Raw genomic sequence first — 18,551 nt, forward strand, 5'->3', positions numbered from 1 at the left:
GATGAGCCAGACCACCGCCGCTCGCCCGTCCGCGGATCCGCGCGCCTCGCACGCGTCGTGGCGCCCCGACATCCAGGGTCTGCGCGCGCTCGCGGTCGTGCTCGTCGTTCTCTCGCACGTGCACCTCCCCGGCCTCGAGGGCGGGTTCGTGGGCGTCGACGTCTTCTTCGTCATCTCGGGCTTCCTCATCACCCAACTCCTCCTGCGCGAGGTGGAGCGCACGGGCACCGTGAGCATCGCCGAGTTCTATGTGCGCCGCGCGCGCCGGATCCTCCCCGCCGCCACGGTGGTCACGGTCGTCGTGCTCATCTACGCCGCGATCGCGCTCCCCGTCGCCCGCCTCGACGACACGGCCGTCGACGCGGCCTGGACGAGCGTGTTCCTCGCCAACTGGCACTTCGCGGCGTCCGGCGCCGACTACTTCTCGGTGACGGATCCGAGCCTCTTCCAGCACTACTGGTCGCTCGCGGTCGAGGAGCAGTTCTATCTCGTGTGGCCCGTGCTCGTGCTGCTCTTCGTGCCGCGCCTCGGCGCCCGCGCCTTCACGGGGATCGCGACGTTCGTGCTCGCCGCCTCGTTCGCCTACGCCCTGTGGGTCACGGCCGCCACCCCCGAGCCCGCGTACTTCAACACCGCCGCCCGCGCCTACGAGCTCGCGGCGGGCGCCCTCCTGGCGTGCCTCGGATCCGCGCCCCTCCGCTCCCGCTGGCGTCACGGCGCGGCCTGGGCGGGCGTGCTCCTCCTCGCGGTCGCGACGGCCACGTTCTCCGAGCAGACGCCGTTCCCGGGCTGGCACGCCGCCGTCCCGGTCGCCGGCACCGCGCTGCTGCTCGCCGCCGGCCCCGACACGTGGCCCGGGCGCGTGCTCTCGGCCCGCCCCGTCCGCTACGTCGGCGACATCTCCTTCTCGCTCTACCTCTGGCACTGGCCCGTCGCGCTGGCGTTCGCCGCCGCGCTCCCCCACGACGCGCCGCTCGTCGTCAGCGCGGCCCTCACGATCGTCGTCTCGTTCGGCCTGGCCTCGGCGAGCTACCACCTCGTCGAGACGCCGTTCCAGAAAAAGCGCGTCCCCGTGTTCTCCCGCGACCGCCGCACGCTGTGGCTGTGGCCGATCAGCGTCGTCGTCGTGCTCGCGTGCGTCGCGGGATCTGCCGCGTACGGATCCGCCCGCCAGGCCGCCCAGCAGGCGGACGCCGAGGCGTACTTCGACGAGCACGGGTACCAGGAGATCCAGGGCGAGGACGTCGACGAGGTGCAGGACTCGCTCGACGAGGCCGTCGAGGTGGCCGAGTCGGGGGCGCCCATTCCGCCCGACATCGACGCCGACGCCCTGCAGGACGCCAAGTGGACGGACCTCGTCGACGGCGATTGCTACGCGAGCGAGGGCGAGCGCGACGCGGACGTATGCGCGTACGGGAATACGCAGTCCGACACGACGATCGCCGTCATCGGCGACTCGCACGCGGCGATGTGGATCCCCGCGCTCGACATGATCGGCAAGGACCACGACTTCCGCGTCGTGCTGTTCGCGAAGATGGCGTGCGGGGCATATCCCGTCGTGCAGGACGCCGACGGGCACGACCAGCCCGACTGCGACGCGTTCCGCGACTTCACGCGCGACGAGGTGGCCGACCTCGCGCCCGACGCGGCGATCCTCAGCGCCCGCGGGCAGCTGAACATGACCGACCAGCCGGACGCGTCGATCGACGAGCAGTGGGCGACGGCCGTCACGGAGGCCGTCACGGGCTACCAGGAGTCGGCCGGCCGCGTCATCGTGCTGGGCGACGTGCCCGCGCGCGACGAGTCGGAGCCGAAGGACTGCGTCGACGCGCCTGGCGCCGACCAGGAGAACTGCGTCGTCTCGGGCGAGAGCCAGGAGGCGCACAGCAACGCGATCACCCAGGAGCGCGCGGAGGCCGCGAACGCGATCTATGTCGACACCGAGCCGCTCGTGTGCACCGAGGAGGGCTGCCCGCTGTTCGCGGGCGACGTGCCGATCTACGAGGACAACTCGCACCTGAACCGCCTCTGGGTCGAGCACATCGCCCCCGCGCTCGGCCGCGAGCTCGAGGACGCGCTGCCGTAGCGGGGAATAGCCGGGGCGGATCCGCGGTTCTCGACAAGCGATGAGCACCACTCCCGCACTGTCTGTCCTCGACCTCGTCCCCGTGCGCACGGGCCAGACCACGCCGCAGGCGATCGCGTCGTCGATCGCGCTGGCGCAGGCCGCCGACCGGTTGGGCTACCGGCGCTACTGGTTCGCCGAGCACCACAACATGCCGGCCGTCGCCTCGACGTCGCCGCCCGTGCTCATCGCGGCCGCGGCGGCGCGCACGGAGCGGATCCGTGTGGGGTCCGGCGGCGTCATGCTGCCGAACCACGCGCCGCTCATCGTTGCGGAGCAGTTCGCGGCGCTCGAGGCGATCGCGCCGGGCCGCATCGACCTCGGGCTCGGGCGCGCGCCGGGCAGCGACCCCGTGATCACCCAGCTCCTGCGCCGCTCGGGGACGACGAGCGAGGCGCAGCAGTTCCCGGAGCACGTGCAGAACATCATCCAGCTGATGGAGCGCGACGGGGCGACCGTGCGCTTCACCTCCGGCGGCACGTACGAGGTCACTGCGACGCCGGACGCGTCGAGCGCGCCCGAGGTGTGGCTACTCGGATCCAGCGACTTCTCCGCCCAGCTCGCCGCGCAGCTCGGCCTGCCGTACGTGTTCGCGAACCACTTCGCGGGCGACGGCCTCGAGCGCGCGATGGCGCTGTATCGCCAGGGCTTCCAGCCGAGCGAGCGGCACCCGGATCCGCGGTCCTTCGTCACGGCGAACGTCGTGGTCGCCGAGACGCAGGCCCTCGCGGAGGAGCGCGCGCTGCCGCAGCTGCGCCAGTTCGCGCGCCTGCGGTCGAACAAGCCCATGCGCAAGATCGAGACGATCGACGAGGTGCGCGAGAACCCGTCGGACGCGCTCGAGGACTCGCTCATCCAGCAGAACCGCCAGCGCTGGTTCGTGGGCGAGGCGCCGCGCGTGGCGGACGAGCTGCGCGCGTTCGCCGAGACGCACGGGGTCGACGAGATCATGATCTCGCCGTCGGCGGGCGCGTACCGGACGGATCCGCTGGACGAGACCCCGGGCCGCCTCGCGACGCTCGAGCTGCTCGCGGCGGCGCTGTAGGGGCCTGTGCTGTAGGACGCTCGGTGCCGGAGGCCCCGGCGGCCGAGCCGCCCGCGACCTACTCCTCGTCGGCGCCCGCGAGGATGCCGCGGAGCCAGTCGCGCGCGTCGGCGAAGGACTCGTCCGCGTAGCGGGCCTCGGCGTGCACGCGCTCGCGGTCCGCGCGGGGGTAGGACCCGAGGAACATCACGTGCGGGCTGAAGCGCTTGAGGCCCTTGAGCGCGTCGGCCATCCGCTCGTCCGAGACGTGCCCGTCGGCGTCGATGACGAAGCGATACCGCCCGAGGCGGTCGCCGATGGGGCGCGACTGAATGAGGCTGAGGTTGATGCCGCGTGTCGCGAACTGCTCGAGCATCTCGACGAGCGCGCCGGGCACCTCCTTCGGCAACTCGACGATCAGCGAGGTCTTGTCGGCCCCGGTCTTCTCCGGCGGCACGACGGTGCGCGTCACGAGCACAAAGCGGGTCACGGCGTCCGGGTTGTCCCCGATCCCCTCGGCCAGCACGTCTACGTCGTAGTGGTTCACGACGCCCGGCGCCGCGATCGCCGCGTGCGCGGGGAGGGATCCGTCGAGCACGCCCATCGCGCTGGCGACGTTGCTCGCCGCGATGACCTGCGTGTGGCCGGGCACGTTCCGCCCCAGCCACTCGAGGCACTGCGCGTACGCGACGGGATGGGCCGCCACGTCCGTGACGTCCTCCAGCCGCGTGCCGCGCGGGGCGACGAGCACGAACGACACGGGCACCAGGTACTCGCCGATGATCCGCAGCCCCGGCGTGTTCGCGAGCGCGTCCTGGGCGCTCGAGACGCCGCCCTCGACCGTGTTCTCGATCGCGATCATCGCGCCGTGCGACCGGCCGCTCGCGACGTCGGCGAGCGCCGCCCCCACGTTCGCGACGGGCCGCCACGCCTGCCCCCGCGCCTCCTCGACCTGCGCGAGCGCGGCCTCCGTAAACGTCCCCGCCGGCCCGAGATAGCTGTAGGTGCGCGGGGAGGCGGGGGTCTCGGTCATGGTCACAGCGTACGCGGAGCGCGGGGAGCGGATCCGCCCACGTCACCGTTCGGTAACGCCCACCTGGCACACTGGATCCATGAGCACTCGCGCCGGACAGCCCGCAGAGCCCCAGGACCTCGTCGACATCGACGCCCTGATCGCCGCGTACTACGACCGGAAGCCGGACCCGGACGTTCCCGCCGAGCGCGTCGCGTTCGGCACGAGCGGGCACCGCGGATCCAGCCTCGCCACGACCTTCAACGAGGACCACATCCTCGCCACGACGCAGGCGATCGTCGACTACCGCAGGGCGCAGGGCATCGCCGGCCCCGTATACCTCGGCCGCGACACGCACGCGCTCTCGCTGCCCGCCGAGCGCACCGCGCTCGAGGTCCTCGTCGCGAACGAGATCGACGTGCGCGCCGACGCCCGCGACGCCTGGGTGCCGACGCCCGCGCTCAGCCACGCGATCCTGCGCCACAACCGCGACCTGGCGGCCGACGACCCGGCCCGCGCCGACGGCATCATCGTCACCCCGAGCCACAACCCGCCCGCCGACGGCGGCTTTAAGTACAACCCGCCGCACGGCGGCCCGGCCGACACCGACGCGACGGGCTGGATCGCCGACCGCGCGAACGAGCTCATCGCCGCCGGCCTCGAGGGCGTCCAGCGCGTGCGCTACGGCGACATCGTCGACGGGGCGGTCGGGTCGTACGACTTCCGCGACGTCTACGTCCGCGACCTCGGGGACGTGATCGACATGGACGCGATCGCCCGCGCCGGGGTGCGGATCGGGGCGGATCCGCTCGGCGGCGCCTCCGTCGAGTACTGGCAGCTCATCGCCGAGGTCTACGGGCTGGAGCTCACGGTCGTCAACCCCGACGTCGACCCGACGTGGAAGTTCATGACGCTCGACTGGGACGAGAAGATCCGCATGGATCCGTCCTCCCCCTCCGCCATGGCCTCCCTCGTCGCGCGCCGCGCCGAGTTCGACGTCCTCACGGGCAACGACGCCGACGCCGACCGCCACGGCATCGTCACGCCCGACGCGGGGCTGATGAACCCCAACCACTTCCTCGCCGTCGCGATCGACTACCTGTTCGCCCACCGGCCGGGCTGGCCCGCGTCGGCCGCGGTCGGCAAGACCCTCGTGTCGTCGATGATCATCGATCGCGTGACCGCCGAGCTCGGCCGGCCCCTTCTCGAGGTGCCCGTCGGCTTCAAGTGGTTCGTGCCGGGGCTGATCGACGGATCCGTCGCCTTCGGCGGCGAGGAATCCGCGGGCGCCTCGTTCCTCCGCCACGACGGCGGGGTCTGGACGACCGACAAGGACGGCATCATCCTCTGCCTGCTGGCCGCCGAGATCATCGCGGCCACGGGCAAGACGCCGTCGGCGCGCTACGCCGAGCTCGAGGCCGAGTACGGCGCCTCGTCCTACGAGCGCGTGGATGCCCCCGCGTCGGACGCCGAGAAGGCCGCGCTGAAGGCGCTCGCCCCGGAGGACGTGGCGGCCGAGACGCTGGCGGGGGATTCGATCACCGCGAAGCTGTCGGAGGCGCCCGGGAACGGGGCCGCGATCGGCGGGCTGAAGGTCCAGACCGAGTTCGCGTGGTTCGCCGCGCGCCCCTCGGGCACGGAGGCCGTCTACAAGCTCTATGCCGAGAGCCTCAAGGGCCCGCAGCACCTCGCCGAGGTGCAGGCGGAGGCGCGCGAGATCGTCGCGGCCGTGCTCGGCGCGTAGCGCGGATCCGTCTCCCCGGGCACCCCGGGCAGAAGTCACCATTTAGGCAGACCTACGTCACGAGGTGCCCCCGCGGCGTTCACCGTCCGTTCACGCGCGGCCGGGCTAGAGGTCACCTTCGCGGGCGAGCGTGGACGCATGACCGACACGATCCCCTCGCCCGCCGACGGCCGCCGGCGCCCGCTGCTGAACCTGCTCATGACGGGCCGCACGCACGGCAAGCGCAGCGCCGTCACGTGCCTCTACAAGTGCGATAACGCGTGCTTCCACCCCGCGCCCAACACGTCGGACAACGGCTACTTCCGCGACATCGCCGGCGCCGCGCTCAGCCGACGCGCCGTGCTCGCGGGCGGCGCCGCGGCGGCCGCGGCCGTCGTCATCGGGTCCTCGCTCGCCGGCGGATCCCCCGCGCAGGCGACGACGGCGCAGGTCCTCGGGCGCGACAAGGGCGCCGCGTTCGGCTTCACGCCGATCGCGCCGGTGCCGAACACGGTCGATGCCGTGACGATCCCGGACGGGTTCACCTGGACGCCGGTCATCCGCTGGGGCGACCCGCTGTTCGACGCCGCCGACGCGTTCGACCCCGCGCACCAGACGGCCGCGAAGCAGGCCCGGCAGTTCGGCTACAACAACGACTACCTCGACATCATCGCGGAGCCGAACGGCAAGCGCGCCGTCCTCGCCGCGAACAACGAGTACACGAACGCGGGCATCATGTTCCCGCCGGCCGCCTCGGAGGAGGAGCGGCTCGAGCAGGTGCGCGTGACGAAGGCCGCGCACGGTTTCTCGGTCGTCGAGCTCGAGCGCGCCCACCGCGGCCAGCCCTGGAGATACATCGTCGGCGCGCCCAAGAACCGCCGCATCACGGCGGACACGCCCATGGTGTTCGACGGGCCGGCCGCCGGATCCGACCTCCTGAAGACCACCGACCACCCCGACGGCCGGACCGTGAACGGCACGTTCGGCAACTGCGCGGGCGGAACGACCCCCTGGGGCACGATCGTCTCGGGCGAGGAGAACTTCAACGGGTACTTCCGCGCCGACGGCACGACCCCCGGCAACGCCCGCTACGGGATCACCGAGGGCGCGTCTTCGTACGGCTGGGAGGCGGTGGATCCGCGCTTCGACGCCCGCCAGAGCGGGTACGAGAACGAGCCGAACCGATTCGGGTGGATCGTCGAGATCGACCCCGACAACCCCGACGAGGCGCCCGTCAAGCACACGGCGCTCGGGCGCATGAAGCACGAGGGCGCGAACGTCGTCGTCGGCACGTCGGGCCACGTCGGCGCGTACATGGGCGACGACGAGCGCTTCGACTATCTCTACAAGTTCGTCTCGTCGGGCACCTTCCGGCCCGGGAACGGCAAGAAGGCGCGCGCGGCGAACAAGCAGCTGCTGAGCCACGGATCCCTCTACGTCGCGAAGTTCACGGGCGACTCGCCCGTCAGCGAGATCACGGGATCCGGCGCCCTGCCGAGCGACGGCGCGTTCGACGGCGCGGGCGAGTGGCTGCCGCTCGTCGTCGACGGCGAGAGCGCGGTCGCGGGCTTCACGACCGAGGAGGCGCTCGTCTACACCCGCCTCGCGGCCGACGCCGTGGGCGCCACGAAGATGGACCGCTGCGAGGACGTCGAGCCGAACCCGCGCACGGGCCGCGTGTACGTCGCGTGCACGAACAACTCGAACCGCGGCGTCGGGTCGAACGAGGGCGCGACCGAGCCCAACCCGCGCAACACGAACCGGGACGGCCACGTGATCGAGATCACGGAGGCGGGCGGCGACCTCACCTCGACGACGTTCGGGTGGAGCATCGTCATCCTCGCCGGCGACCCCGCGACGAACCCGAACACCTACTTCGCGGGCTTCCCCGCCGAGAAGGTCTCGCCGATCTCGTGCCCCGACAACCTCGCGTTCGACTCCGCGGGCAACCTGTGGATCTCGACCGACGGTCAGCCCTCGAGCATCGGCTACAACGACGGGCTCTTCCTCGTGCCGCTCGAAGGGGCCGAGCGCGGCCACGTGCAGCAGTTCCTCGCCGTCCCGCGCGACGCCGAGACCTGCGGGCCCGTGATCCACGACGCCGACGGCAGCGTGTTCGTCGCGGTGCAGCACCCGGGCGAGGACGGATCCTGGGGATCCCCGAACTCCTACTTCCCCGACTACGCCGCTCCCGGATCCCTCGCGGGCGGCACGTGGGGCGGCCCGCGCCCCAGCGTGATTCAGGTCACGCGGGCGTAGGCCGCGGCGCACGTCCACAATTCTCCGGTAAGTCTCACCCGGATCCGGGTGAGACTTACCGGAGACTTGTGGACTTAGGGGCGAACGGGGCGCCGCGCTACGGGCGGGCCCAGCGGGCGGGGCGGCCCTCGCCGTCCCAGACCTGGATGATGCCCCACAGCACGGCGGTCAGCGGCACCGCGAGGACGGCGCCCAGAACGCCCGCCAGCAGCGTGCCGACCGTCAGCGCGATCAGGACGACGAGGCTGTGGAGCTTCAGCGCCCGGCCCATGAGCACGGGCTGGAGGAAGTTGCCCTCGAGCTGGTTCACCCCGACGACGATCGCGACGACGATGATGGCCGCGAGCAGGCCGTTGTTCATGAAGCCGCCATCGACCAGCGCGACGAGCGCCCCGAGGATCCCGGCGAGCGTCGCGCCCACGATGGGGATGAACGCGAGCAGGAACACGAGGAGCGTCAGCGGGAGCGCGAGGGGGATCTGCAGGATCGCGAGCCCCACGCCGATGCCGATCGCGTCGACCGCCGCGACCGCCGCCGTCCCGCGAACGTAGGCGCCCAGGGTGTCGACCGTCTTGGATCCGACCCGCTGCATGCGTGCCTCCCACTCGCCCTCGAAGGGGCGCAGGACGAAGCCCCACAGGAGCGGCCCATCCTTGAGGAAGAAGAACAGCACGACGGCCATGAGGACGAGGCCCGTGATGAAGGTGGCGACGGCGCTCACGCCCGCGACCGCGCCACTGCCGACGCTCGAGCCGAACTGCGCGCTCGTCGCGAAGTCCTGGAGCGCGGCCCACCACTGGTCGAGCTGCGCCTGATCCGGCGCGTACGGCAGCGTGTTCACCCAGTCGATGACCTGATCGATGCCGCTCACGGCGCTCTGGTAGAGGTCGTCCCACTGCGCCAGCACGGCGCGGACCATCGCCCACCCGATGCCGCCGATCACCCCGATGATCGCGAGGAGCAGGATCACGGTCGCGAGCACCGACGGCATGCGCGCGCGCAGCCACTTCATCACCGGCTCGAACGCCGACGCGAGGATCAGCGCGAGGAGCACCGGGATGACGACGACCGTGATCTGGCGCATGCCCCAGATGACGCCGACGGCGAGCACGACGACCGCGATGATCTGAATCGCCCGCGTCGCGAGGATCCCCATGCCGTCGCGCCAGGCCCCGCGCGCGGGCGCGGTGGGCGCGGGAACGGGGTCGGGTGCGTGTCGTGCGGGCGTGCGGCGTCCAAAGAACATGGATCTCCCCCTTGTCGTTGCGCCCATCCTGCCGCAGGCACCCCGGAATGTCGCGCGGCGCGCGTCACGCGCCGACGGTGGAGGCCCGCACCTCGAGCGCGGGGGGAAAGACGATCGCTTCGGGCGCGGCGCGGGGGTCGCGGATCCGCTCGATGAGGAGCTCGCCCGCCCGGCGCCCCATCTCGACCGCGGGCTGCCGCACCGACGTCAGCGGCACCGCCGCGACGGTCGCGAGCGGCGTGTCGTCATAGCCCACGACCGCGACGTCCTCGGGCACGCGCACGCCCCCGTCGAGGAGCGCGCGCACAACGCCCATCGCGAGGTGGTCGTTCGAGCAGAAGATCGCGTCGGGGCGGTCGCGCGGATCCCACCCCGCGACCTGGGCGCCGAACTGCGCGCCCGAGAGCGGATCCGTGCGCGGCAGGCGCGTGGCCGCGAGATCGAGCCCCGCCGCGCGCACGACCCGGCGCGCGCCCTCCGCGCGGTCCCGGACCTGCGGGAGCTCGTCGCGCGAGCCCAGGAACAGGAGGCGGCGGCGGCCGAGCGCGAGGAGGTGCTCGGCGACGAGCGTGCCCCCGGCAACGTTGTCGAAGGACGCGGAGGCGAGCTGCCCGCCCGCGTCGATGCCGTCGACGAGCACGACGGGGATCCCCCGCCCCCGCAGGCGCGCCGCGGCGGCGTGCGGGTCGCTGAACGGGGCGACGAGCGCGCCCTCGACCTGCACGCTCTCGAACAGCCCCAGGTGGTCCCGCTCCTGCGCGGCGTCGTCGTCGCTGTTGCCCGCGAGCACCCGCATCCCCGCGCGGGACGCGGCCTCCTCCGCGCCCGCGATGAGGGATCCGAAGAAGGGGTTGGAGATGTTGATCACGGTCATCCCGATGAGGCCGCTACGCCCCGCGCGGAGCTGGCGGGCGGCGGGCATCGGCGCGTACCCGAGCGTCGCGACCGACGCGGTCACGCGCTGCCGGAGCGCGTCGCTGACCTGCTCCGGGCGGTTGAGCGCGTTCGAGACCGACGCGATCGAGACGCCCGCGTGCTCGGCAACGTCGCGGATCCCGACCCGCTTGGTCATTCCCCCCTGCATGCTCAGCTCACCAGGGAGCTTCCGCGCGCGGGGGCGTCCCCGTCGAGGCGCCGGATCGCGCGCAGCTGCCGCCCAACGTATGCCGCGATGCGGCGAGCGCCGCGCTCGTGGAAGTGGGTGTCGTCGGCGAGCCCGTCGGGCCAGTGCGGGTGCTCGCCGGGCGCGAAGTGGCTGAGCAGACCCACGGATCCGTCGGGCCCGGCGTCCTCGTACAGCCAGGTCGTGAACGCCGTGAGGTCGATGAGGGGCGCATCGAGCTCGGCCGCGAGGTCGCGGACGGCGTTGGGGTAGTCGCCGTGCGTGGGCGTGACGCGGTCGCCGTCGAACCAGCGACGCTCGCACGAGGTGCACAGCACGGCCGTCGCGCCGCGCTCCCGCACCTCGCGCACCATGCCGGCCAGGCGCTCGCGGTACCCGCCGCGGGACGCGAGCGCGGGATCCTTCTGGTCGTTGTGGCCGAACTGGATCACGACCGTGTCGCCCGCGCGCACCTCGTCGATCAGGCGGGGCCAGGCGTCCTCACAGAACGTCGCCGTCGTGGCGCCGCCGAAGGCGAGGTTCCGGACGGGATCCGGCACGTGGGGCGCGAGGTGCGCGCCCCATCCGGACATGGGCTGCTCCTCGGGCGGGCAGGCCGCGACCGTGGAATCGCCGGCCAGGTGGTAGGTCATGGTGGGCCTCGCTGTGGGTGTGCTCGTCGTTGAGGTGCGCCCCGCATGTCCACATTTCTCCGGTAAGTCTCACCGGATTCCGGTGAGACTTACCGGAGAAATGTGGACATAGGGGCCGTTCCCTCGACGGTGAGGAAACGGCATGATGGACATCATGCCGCAGCAAGCGCTTTCCCACACCTCGACGCGCGTAGATGGCCGAAGACCCACCCGCACGATCCTCCGCCTCCTCGCGCGCCGGCCGGGACGCATGACGCTCGCGATCCTCGCGTTCACGCTCAAGGAAATCCCCCTCTGGGGGATGCCCGTGATCACGGCGGCGATCGTCGACATCGTCGCCGCCGGAGGGCAGCTCTCGGCCGTGTGGTGGTGGTTCGCGCTCGCCTCCGCCCTGCTCCTGCAGAACTACCCCAACCACCTCGTGTATACGCGGATGTTCATGACCGTCGTCCGCGACACCGGCGCCGACCTCCGCAACGCGCTCGCCGACCGCCTCCAGAGCCTCTCGATCGGCTACCACTCGCGCGTGAGCGCCTCAATCCTGCAGACGAAGGTCGTCCGCGACGTCGAGAACATCGAGCTCATGCTGCAGCAGGTCACGCACCCGCTGCTCTCGGCCACCATGGTGCTCGTCGGCGCGCTCGCGATGACGGCGATCAAGGTCCCCGAGTTCCTCCCCGTCTACCTCCTCGCCGTCCCCCTCGCGATCGGGATCCGCTGGTTCTCCGCCCGCCGCTCCCGCGTGCACAACGAGGCGTTCCGCCGGGAGATGGAGGGCTTCGCCGCCCGCGTTGGCGAGATGGCATCGCTCATTCCCATCACGCGCGCGCACGGGCTCGAGCGCACGGCCGTCTCGCGCGTCGCGACGAGCGCCGACGAGGTGCGCCGCGCGGGCATGGTGCTCGACATGCTCAACGGGCGGATCGCCTCGATGTCGTGGGTCGCGATGCAGATGCTCGGCGCGTTCTGCCTCGTGCTCGCCGCCACGTTCTCGCTCACGGGGATCCTCCCCATCACCCCCGGCGAGGTCGTCATGCTCTCGGCATACTTCACGCTCCTCACGCAGGGCCTGACGCAGATCCTCATGCTCATCCCCGTCGCCACGCGCGGCGTCGAGTCGGTCCGCTCGATCGCCGAAGTGCTCGAGGAGCCCGACCTCGAGGAGAACGACGGCCGGGCCGAGGTCGATGCGGTCGCGGGCGACGTCGCGCTCGACCGCGTGAGCCACACGTACCCCGACGCCGAGTCCCCCGCGCTCGACGACGTCAGCCTCGACATCCGCGCGGGCGAGACGGTCGCGTTCGTCGGGTCCAGCGGATCCGGCAAGTCGACCCTCCTGAACCTCGTTCTCGGCTTCGTCCGTCCCACCTCGGGGCGCCTCCTGGTCGACGATGTCGACGCGCACGGCCTCGACATGCGCACGGTGCGCCGGTTCGTCTCGGTCGTGCCGCAGGAGTCGGTGCTGTTCGAGGGTTCCGTCCGCGACAACGTCACCTACGGGCTCGAGGGCGTCTCCGACGACCGCGTCCGCCGGGCGCTCGAAGACGCGAACGCGTGGGAGTTCGTCGCGCAGCAGCCCCACGGCTGGGACACCGTCGTCGGCGAGCGCGGGGCGCGCCTGTCGGGCGGGCAGCGGCAGCGGATTGCGATCGCGCGGGCCCTCGTGAGGGATCCGCGGATCCTGCTCCTCGACGAGGCCACGAGCGCCTTGGATCCGTCGTCGGAGGCGCTCGTGAAGGAGGCGCTGGAGCGGCTGATGCGCGGGCGGACGACGCTCGTGGTCGCGCACCGGCTGTCGACCATCCGCCGCGCGGACCGGATCGTCGTGCTCGAGCGCGGCCGGGTGGTGGAGGTCGGCACGCACGCGGATCTCGTCGCCCGCGGCGGCCGCTACGCCGACCTCCACCGCACGCAGGCGGGGTAGGCGGGGGCTGGCGGGCCGCTGCGGGCGCGGCCCGCCAGCACAACGCAGTCAATTTTCGGCCGCCCGCCCCGCGATCGGCGTGATCTCGTCGCCGGGGGCAAATATTGACTGCGTTGTGCGGGGGGGCGACGGGGCACCCCTGCCTCACGCGGGATCACCGACGAGCGGCTCGAGCGCGATCGCCAGCACCACCGCGATGAGCGGGAGCGCGACCACTGCCTGCAGGATTCCGTCCATCGTCCTCACCTCCTCTCGCGCCTGATATGCCTCCCATGTCACCCGTCGCGGTGATGACGGCGGCCTGCGGATCCTCGGATCCACCGGGGGATCTCCTGTCGACGCGCCAGCGCGAGCCCAGGATCCGCTGAACGATGTCGCCGGCCGGGGCTAGCCTGGTCGCGACGGACCGCGTAGGGTGTCGGCAAGCGCTTTCCCACGCGCCCGAGCAAAGGAGCCCCATGCCCATTCGCGTTGCCGTCGTCGGCACCGGAGCCATCTCCCGCGGCCAGCACCTGCCGAGCCTCGCCGCCCTCGGCGACCGCGTCGAGGTCGTCGCCGTCTGCGACGTCAACGCCGACGCGGCGCGCGCCGCCGCCGCCGAATTCGGCATCCCCGCGTGGTACTCCGACCTCGACGCGCTGCTCGCGGCCGAGTCCCCGCAGCTCGTGACGCTCGCGACCCCGCCCGTCGCCCACCGCGACGCCGCGATCGCCGCCCTGCGCGCGGGCGCGTGGGTGCTCTCCGAGAAGCCGCCGACGCTCTCGCTCGCCGACTACGACGCGATCGCCGAGCACGAGGGCGCGCACGGCCCCTTCGCCTCCTACGTCTTCCAGCACCGCTTCGGATCCGCCGCCGTGCGCCTGCGCGAACTCATCGCCGACGGATCCCTGGGGCGCCCCCTCGTGGCCCGCTGCGACACGCTCTGGTACCGGGATCCGGCGTACTTCGCCGTCCCGTGGCGCGGCAAGTGGGCGACCGAGGGCGGCGGCCCGACGATGGGACACGGGATCCACCAGGTCGACATGCTCCTCTCGCTCCTCGGGGAATGGACCGACGTCTCGGCCGTCATGTCGACCCTCGCCCGCGAGACCGACACGGAGGACGTGTCGATGGCGAGCGTGCGCTTCGCCTCGGGCGCGATGTGCTCGATCACCAACAGCCTGCTGTCGCCCCGTGAGACGAGCGCCGTGCGCATCGACTTCGAGCGCGCGACCGTCGAGGTCGAGCACCTCTACGGCTACGACAACGCGCACTGGACGTGGACCCCGGCCCCCGGCGTCCTGGCGGAGGAGGCAGCGTCGTGGGCGCCGCGCGAGAACGTCGCGAGCGACTCGCACGCCCCGCAGTTCGCGCAGGTGATCGCGGCGATGGAGCGCGGCGAGCGCCCCGTCGCCAGCGGCGACGACGGCCGCCGGATCATGGAGCTCGCCGCCGGCATGTACAAGTCGGCGCTCGAGGGCCGCTCGGTGGCGCGCGAGGAGCTCGTGCCCGGCGACCCGTTCTACCGATCCATGGCCGGATCCGATCCCGCAGACGCGACCGCGCGGATCCACGCCGGCACGATCCGCTCCGCGCGCCCGGAGGCCGCGCGTGTCTGAGGTCCGCATCGCCGAGGAGGACCGCGCCCTCGCCGTGACCGCCACGGGGGTGGAGATCGCGCGCTACGTCTTCTCCGACGACGCGCCGGTCTTCGAGGGGCCCAAGCCCTTCCTCCACCCGCTGCGGACCCTGTCGGGCGCGACCGTGACTGGCTACCGCCCGTGGGATCACCGCTGGCACAAGGGCCTGCAGATGACGCTGACCGACGTGTCGGGGCAGAACTTCTGGGGCGGCAACACGTACGTGCACGGCGAGGGATACGTGCCGCTCGACAACGTCGGGCGGATCCGGCACGACCGGTTCACGAGCGTGCAGGGCGGATCCGAGGCCACCGTCACCGAGGAGCTCACCTGGATCACGCAGGCCGGCGAACCGTGGCTGGCCGAACACCGGACACACCGGTTCCACGGCGTCGATACCGACCGCGGGACCTGGGCGCTCGACATCACCTCGAGCCTCACCTCGATCGCGGATCACGACCTCGTGCTCGGCAGCCCCACGACGCTCGGCCGAGAGAACGCGGGCTATTCCGGGCTCTTCCTGCGGCTCGCGCGCTCGTTCACCTCGGGCGCCGTGACGACGCCCGCACACCCGGGGCTCGTGGGGTCCGCCGCCGACGCCGTGATGGGATCCGCCGAGCCGTGGCTCGCGCTGTCGGGGCAGCTGGACGAGGTCGACGGCGGAGCGACGATCCTGGCGTTCGCGGGCGCCAGCTCGGCCGAGCCGCCCGTGCGCTGGTTCGTGCGCTCGGAGCCGTTCCCCGTGCTCGCGCCGTCGCCGACGTTCGACGAGACGGTCACGCTGGCGCCGGGCGAGCGGCTCGACCTCGCGCACCGCGTCGTCATCGCCGACGCGGCGCTCTCCCCCGGCGAGATCGCCACCCTCGCGGCCGCGACCGCCCCCTGATCCGGGCGGCGCGCGCGTGGGTGGGTCCGCGGCGCGCCGCCTGCCGCTGCGCGCGCGCCACGCCGCGCGCGGCCGCGCCCCGAGTGGATCTCCCCCGCGCACTTGTGAAACGTTTAGGGATGCAATATCGTGCCTCGGGAAGCGCTTTCCAATGTCTCGGGAGGCGCGGCATTCCTTCGCAACGACGCACTAAGGAGCACCAGCAATGACGCGACGCACGAGGCGCATCCTCACCATCACGGCCGGCATCGGCATCGGCTCCCTCGCCCTCGCCGGCTGCTCCGGCGACGCGGGCGGCGGCGAGTACGACCCCGAGGCCGAGGTCGAACTCACCTTCACGTGGTGGGGCAACGACGACCGCGCGCAGCGGTACCAGGACCTCATCGACTCCTTCAACGAGGAGTACCCGAACATCACCATCAACAGCTCGTTCAGCGACTTCCCCGCGTACTGGGAGAAGCGCCAGACCGAGGCGGCCGGCGGCGGCCTGCCCGACGTGTGGCAGTTCTCCGACACCTACCTGCGCCAGTACGCCGAGAACGGCCTGCTCGCCGACCTCGGCGAGTACGGCGACTACGTGGCGACCGACGCCATCGACGAGGGCCTGCTCGGCACCGGCCAGCTCGAGGGCGCGCAGTACTCGCTGCCCCTCGGCTACAGCACCTGGTCGGTCTTCCTGAACGACGACATCCTCGCCGAGTACGACATCGAGCCCTACGCGGGCGGCACCACCTACGAGGAGTACTCGGAGTGGATGGCGTCCGTGACGGAGGCCACCGACGGCGAGGTCTACGGCGGCACGGACTACACGCAGCGGATCCAGAACTTCGAGATGGTCCTGCGCGCCGCCGGCGGCAACCTCTTCACGGAGGAGGGCGAGCTCGGCTTCACGGAGGACGACCTCCGCGCGTTCTGGGAGGGCGGATCCGCGGATCGCGACGGCGTCGTCGTCCCGCAGCAGAGCCTCGAGGAGATCAACCCGGTCTCGGGCTTCGGCGCCAACCTCACGGCGAGCGAGGCCAGCTGGAGCAACTTCATCGCGAGCTACCTCGGCGACTCCGGCGCCGAGAGCATCTCGATCGTCGCGCCCCCGACCGCCGAGGTCGGCTCGCAGGACCTGTACCGCCAGGCGGGCCTGCAGATGGCCGTCTCCTCGTCGAGCGAGCACCCCGAGGCCGCCGCGATCTTCCTCGACTACGTCGTGAATAGCCCCGAGGCGGGCGCCGTCTTCGGCACGTCGCTCGGCTTCCCCGCGTCGCAGACGAAGCTCGACGGCGCGACGCTCGAGGGCCCCGACCAGCAGGTCGCGGACTTCCTCACCTCGGTCGAGGACCGCATCGGCGACGCCCCGCCCGCCCCGGTGGTCGGCTACGGCTCGCTCGAGCAGAAGTTCTGGGACCTCGGCAAGGAGCTCGGGCTCGGCACGGTGAGCGTCGACGAGGCCGTCGAGCAGTTCTTCAGCGAGGCTGACGTCCTCCTCGGCTGATGCCTTCCGGCCCCGCGTCACGATCAGGCAACGGCGCGGGGCCGGATCCGCCACCCTCTTGTGAATCGTTTCGCGTTCGCCCTAAGATCACCGGCAAGCGCTTTCCCATGCGCCACCCGGATCACCGCAGACCGGGCCTGAACGATGACGTTCTGAGAGGACACCGATGTTCCGCAAAACCACTCTGTTCGCCGCAGCGGCCGTCACGGTCGCGGGCGGCCTCGTGCTGACCAGCTGCTCCAGCGGGTCGGGCGGGGGCGACGGCTTCGACCCCGAGGAGGAGATCACCTTGACCTTCACCTTCTGGGGCAACGACGTGCGCGCCGACCTGTACGACCAGGCGTTCGACGCCTTCACCGAGGAGTACCCGAACATCACGATCAACAGCTCGTTCCTGGACTTCCCCGCCTACTGGGAGAAGCGTCAGACCGAGGCGGCCGGCGGCGGCCTGCCCGACGTGATGCAGTTCGACTACTCCTACCTGCGCCAGTACGCCGAGAACGGCCTCCTGCTCGACCTCGCCCCCTACGTCGGCGAGGAGATCGACGACTCCGCCCTCTCCGAGGAGATCCTCGCGATCGGCGAGGTCGCGGACGGCAACTACGGCATCACGACCTCGACCAACGCGTGGGGCCTGTTCAGCAACCCCAAGCTCCTCGACGAGGTCGGCGTGCAGGACTTCGCCGGCGGCACCTACGAGGAGTACACCCAGTGGATCGCCGACGCGACCGCCACGGCCCACGAGAACGGCCGCGAGGTCTGGGGCGCGAGCGACTGGACGGGACGGATCCAGCTCTTCGAGCTCCAGCAGCGCGCGATGGGCGAGGACCTGTTCACGGAGGACGGCGAGCCGAACTTCACCGAGGACGACCTGCGGGCGTTCTGGGAGCAGGGATCCGCGATCCGCGAGGAGGGCGCCTTCCCGTCTGCGAAGGCGGAGGAGGTGTACCCGCTCGGCGGCTTCGACACGGCGCAGGTGCTCAGCGAGGGCACGTGGGACAACTTCGGCGCCGGCTACCTCGGCAACCTCGGCGGGGACTACACGGAGCTCACGCTCCAGGCCCCGCCGATCGTCGAGGAGGGCGCGCAGGACCTCTACCTGAAGCCCTCGATGCTCCACTCGGTCGCCGCGACGACCGAGCACCCCGAGGCGTCCGCGCTCCTCGTCGACTTCCTCGTGAACTCGCCCGAGTCGGGCGAGATCTTCGGCACGAACCGCGGCCTGCCGGCCTCGGAGACGGCCCTCGAGGCCGCCGAGCTCGACGAGCTCAGCCAGCAGGTGCGCGACTACGAGGCCTCGATCGCGGATCGCCTCGGCGACGCCCCGCCCGTGCCGATCGTCGGCTACGGCACCCTCGAGGAGAAGTTCCGTCAGCTGGGCCAGGAGCTCGGCTACGGCACCGTCACGGTCGACGAGGCCGTCGACCAGTTCTTCTCCGAGATGGACGTCATCCTCAACTGAGTACACCCCGGTGGGCGGGGCGACGCCGCC

The 18,551-nt window shown here is 71.9% G+C and carries 13 protein-coding genes; 9 read left to right on the plus strand and 4 right to left on the minus strand.

The features are described 5' to 3' along the window. Position 1: 1 nt before the first annotated feature. The gene (locus GJQ66_RS08565) at positions 2 to 2,086 is read left to right on the plus strand and encodes an acyltransferase family protein (RefSeq protein ID WP_196215845.1); all 2,085 of its coding nucleotides are present in this window, start codon (positions 2 to 4) and stop codon (positions 2,084 to 2,086) included. A gap of 40 nt (positions 2,087 to 2,126) precedes the next feature. Beyond that, the gene (locus tag GJQ66_RS08570) at positions 2,127 to 3,170 is read left to right on the plus strand and encodes an LLM class flavin-dependent oxidoreductase (RefSeq protein ID WP_155048927.1); all 1,044 of its coding nucleotides are present in this window, start codon (positions 2,127 to 2,129) and stop codon (positions 3,168 to 3,170) included. A 58-nt stretch (positions 3,171 to 3,228) separates the two neighbouring features. Here the strand turns inward: GJQ66_RS08570 and pheA are convergent, their stop codons facing one another. Beyond that, positions 3,229 to 4,182: a prephenate dehydratase gene (gene pheA / locus GJQ66_RS08575; protein ID WP_155048928.1), complete on the minus strand. Its 954-nt coding sequence runs from the start codon at positions 4,180 to 4,182 to the stop codon at positions 3,229 to 3,231. Between the two features lie 79 nt (positions 4,183 to 4,261). Between pheA and pgm the strand changes: the two genes are divergently transcribed. Together pgm and GJQ66_RS08585 are read left to right on the plus strand one after the other, a co-directional pair. Then, the gene (gene pgm / locus GJQ66_RS08580; protein WP_155048929.1) at positions 4,262 to 5,905 is read left to right on the plus strand and encodes a phosphoglucomutase (alpha-D-glucose-1,6-bisphosphate-dependent); all 1,644 of its coding nucleotides are present in this window, start codon (positions 4,262 to 4,264) and stop codon (positions 5,903 to 5,905) included. Between the two features lie 138 nt (positions 5,906 to 6,043). After that, positions 6,044 to 8,143, plus strand: coding sequence for a PhoX family phosphatase (locus tag GJQ66_RS08585; protein WP_155048930.1), 2,100 nt, complete (start codon positions 6,044 to 6,046; stop codon positions 8,141 to 8,143). 97 nt (positions 8,144 to 8,240) lie between these two features. Here the strand turns inward: GJQ66_RS08585 and GJQ66_RS08590 are convergent, their stop codons facing one another. From GJQ66_RS08590 to GJQ66_RS08600, 3 genes are all read right to left on the minus strand, one after another. Further along, positions 8,241 to 9,389: an AI-2E family transporter gene (locus tag GJQ66_RS08590; RefSeq protein WP_155048931.1), complete on the minus strand. Its 1,149-nt coding sequence runs from the start codon at positions 9,387 to 9,389 to the stop codon at positions 8,241 to 8,243. A gap of 64 nt (positions 9,390 to 9,453) precedes the next feature. Beyond that, complete coding sequence (locus tag GJQ66_RS08595) at positions 9,454 to 10,461, minus strand: LacI family DNA-binding transcriptional regulator (RefSeq protein ID WP_155048932.1); 1,008 nt, start codon at positions 10,459 to 10,461, stop codon at positions 9,454 to 9,456. A gap of 14 nt (positions 10,462 to 10,475) precedes the next feature. Continuing rightward, the gene (locus GJQ66_RS08600; RefSeq protein ID WP_155048933.1) at positions 10,476 to 11,144 is read right to left on the minus strand and encodes a rhamnogalacturonan acetylesterase; all 669 of its coding nucleotides are present in this window, start codon (positions 11,142 to 11,144) and stop codon (positions 10,476 to 10,478) included. A gap of 154 nt (positions 11,145 to 11,298) precedes the next feature. On the opposite strand from GJQ66_RS08600, the gene GJQ66_RS08605 reads away from it, so the two are divergent. The 5 genes from GJQ66_RS08605 (at position 11,299) to GJQ66_RS08625 (ending at position 18,521) form a co-directional block, all read left to right on the plus strand. Continuing rightward, on the plus strand, positions 11,299 to 13,068 hold the full coding sequence (locus GJQ66_RS08605) for an ABC transporter ATP-binding protein (protein ID WP_155048981.1): 1,770 nt from the start codon (positions 11,299 to 11,301) through the stop codon (positions 13,066 to 13,068). A 458-nt stretch (positions 13,069 to 13,526) separates the two neighbouring features. Next, positions 13,527 to 14,666, plus strand: coding sequence for a Gfo/Idh/MocA family protein (locus GJQ66_RS08610; RefSeq protein ID WP_155048934.1), 1,140 nt, complete (start codon positions 13,527 to 13,529; stop codon positions 14,664 to 14,666). Next, positions 14,659 to 15,573 carry a PmoA family protein gene (locus GJQ66_RS08615; protein WP_368732822.1) on the plus strand — a complete coding sequence of 305 codons (915 nt, stop codon included), beginning with the start codon at positions 14,659 to 14,661 and terminating at the stop codon, positions 15,571 to 15,573. The genes GJQ66_RS08610 and GJQ66_RS08615 overlap by 8 nt, the downstream gene beginning before the upstream one ends. Before the next feature lie 205 nt (positions 15,574 to 15,778). Then, on the plus strand, positions 15,779 to 17,059 hold the full coding sequence (locus tag GJQ66_RS08620; protein WP_155048935.1) for an ABC transporter substrate-binding protein: 1,281 nt from the start codon (positions 15,779 to 15,781) through the stop codon (positions 17,057 to 17,059). Positions 17,060 to 17,225: 166 nt separating this feature from the next. Beyond that, positions 17,226 to 18,521, plus strand: coding sequence for an ABC transporter substrate-binding protein (locus GJQ66_RS08625; RefSeq protein WP_155048936.1), 1,296 nt, complete (start codon positions 17,226 to 17,228; stop codon positions 18,519 to 18,521). Positions 18,522 to 18,551: the final 30 nt, after the last annotated feature.

Source organism: Microbacterium sp. ZXX196 (assembly GCF_009709595.1).
GTDB lineage: Bacteria > Actinomycetota > Actinomycetes > Actinomycetales > Microbacteriaceae > Microbacterium > Microbacterium excoecariae.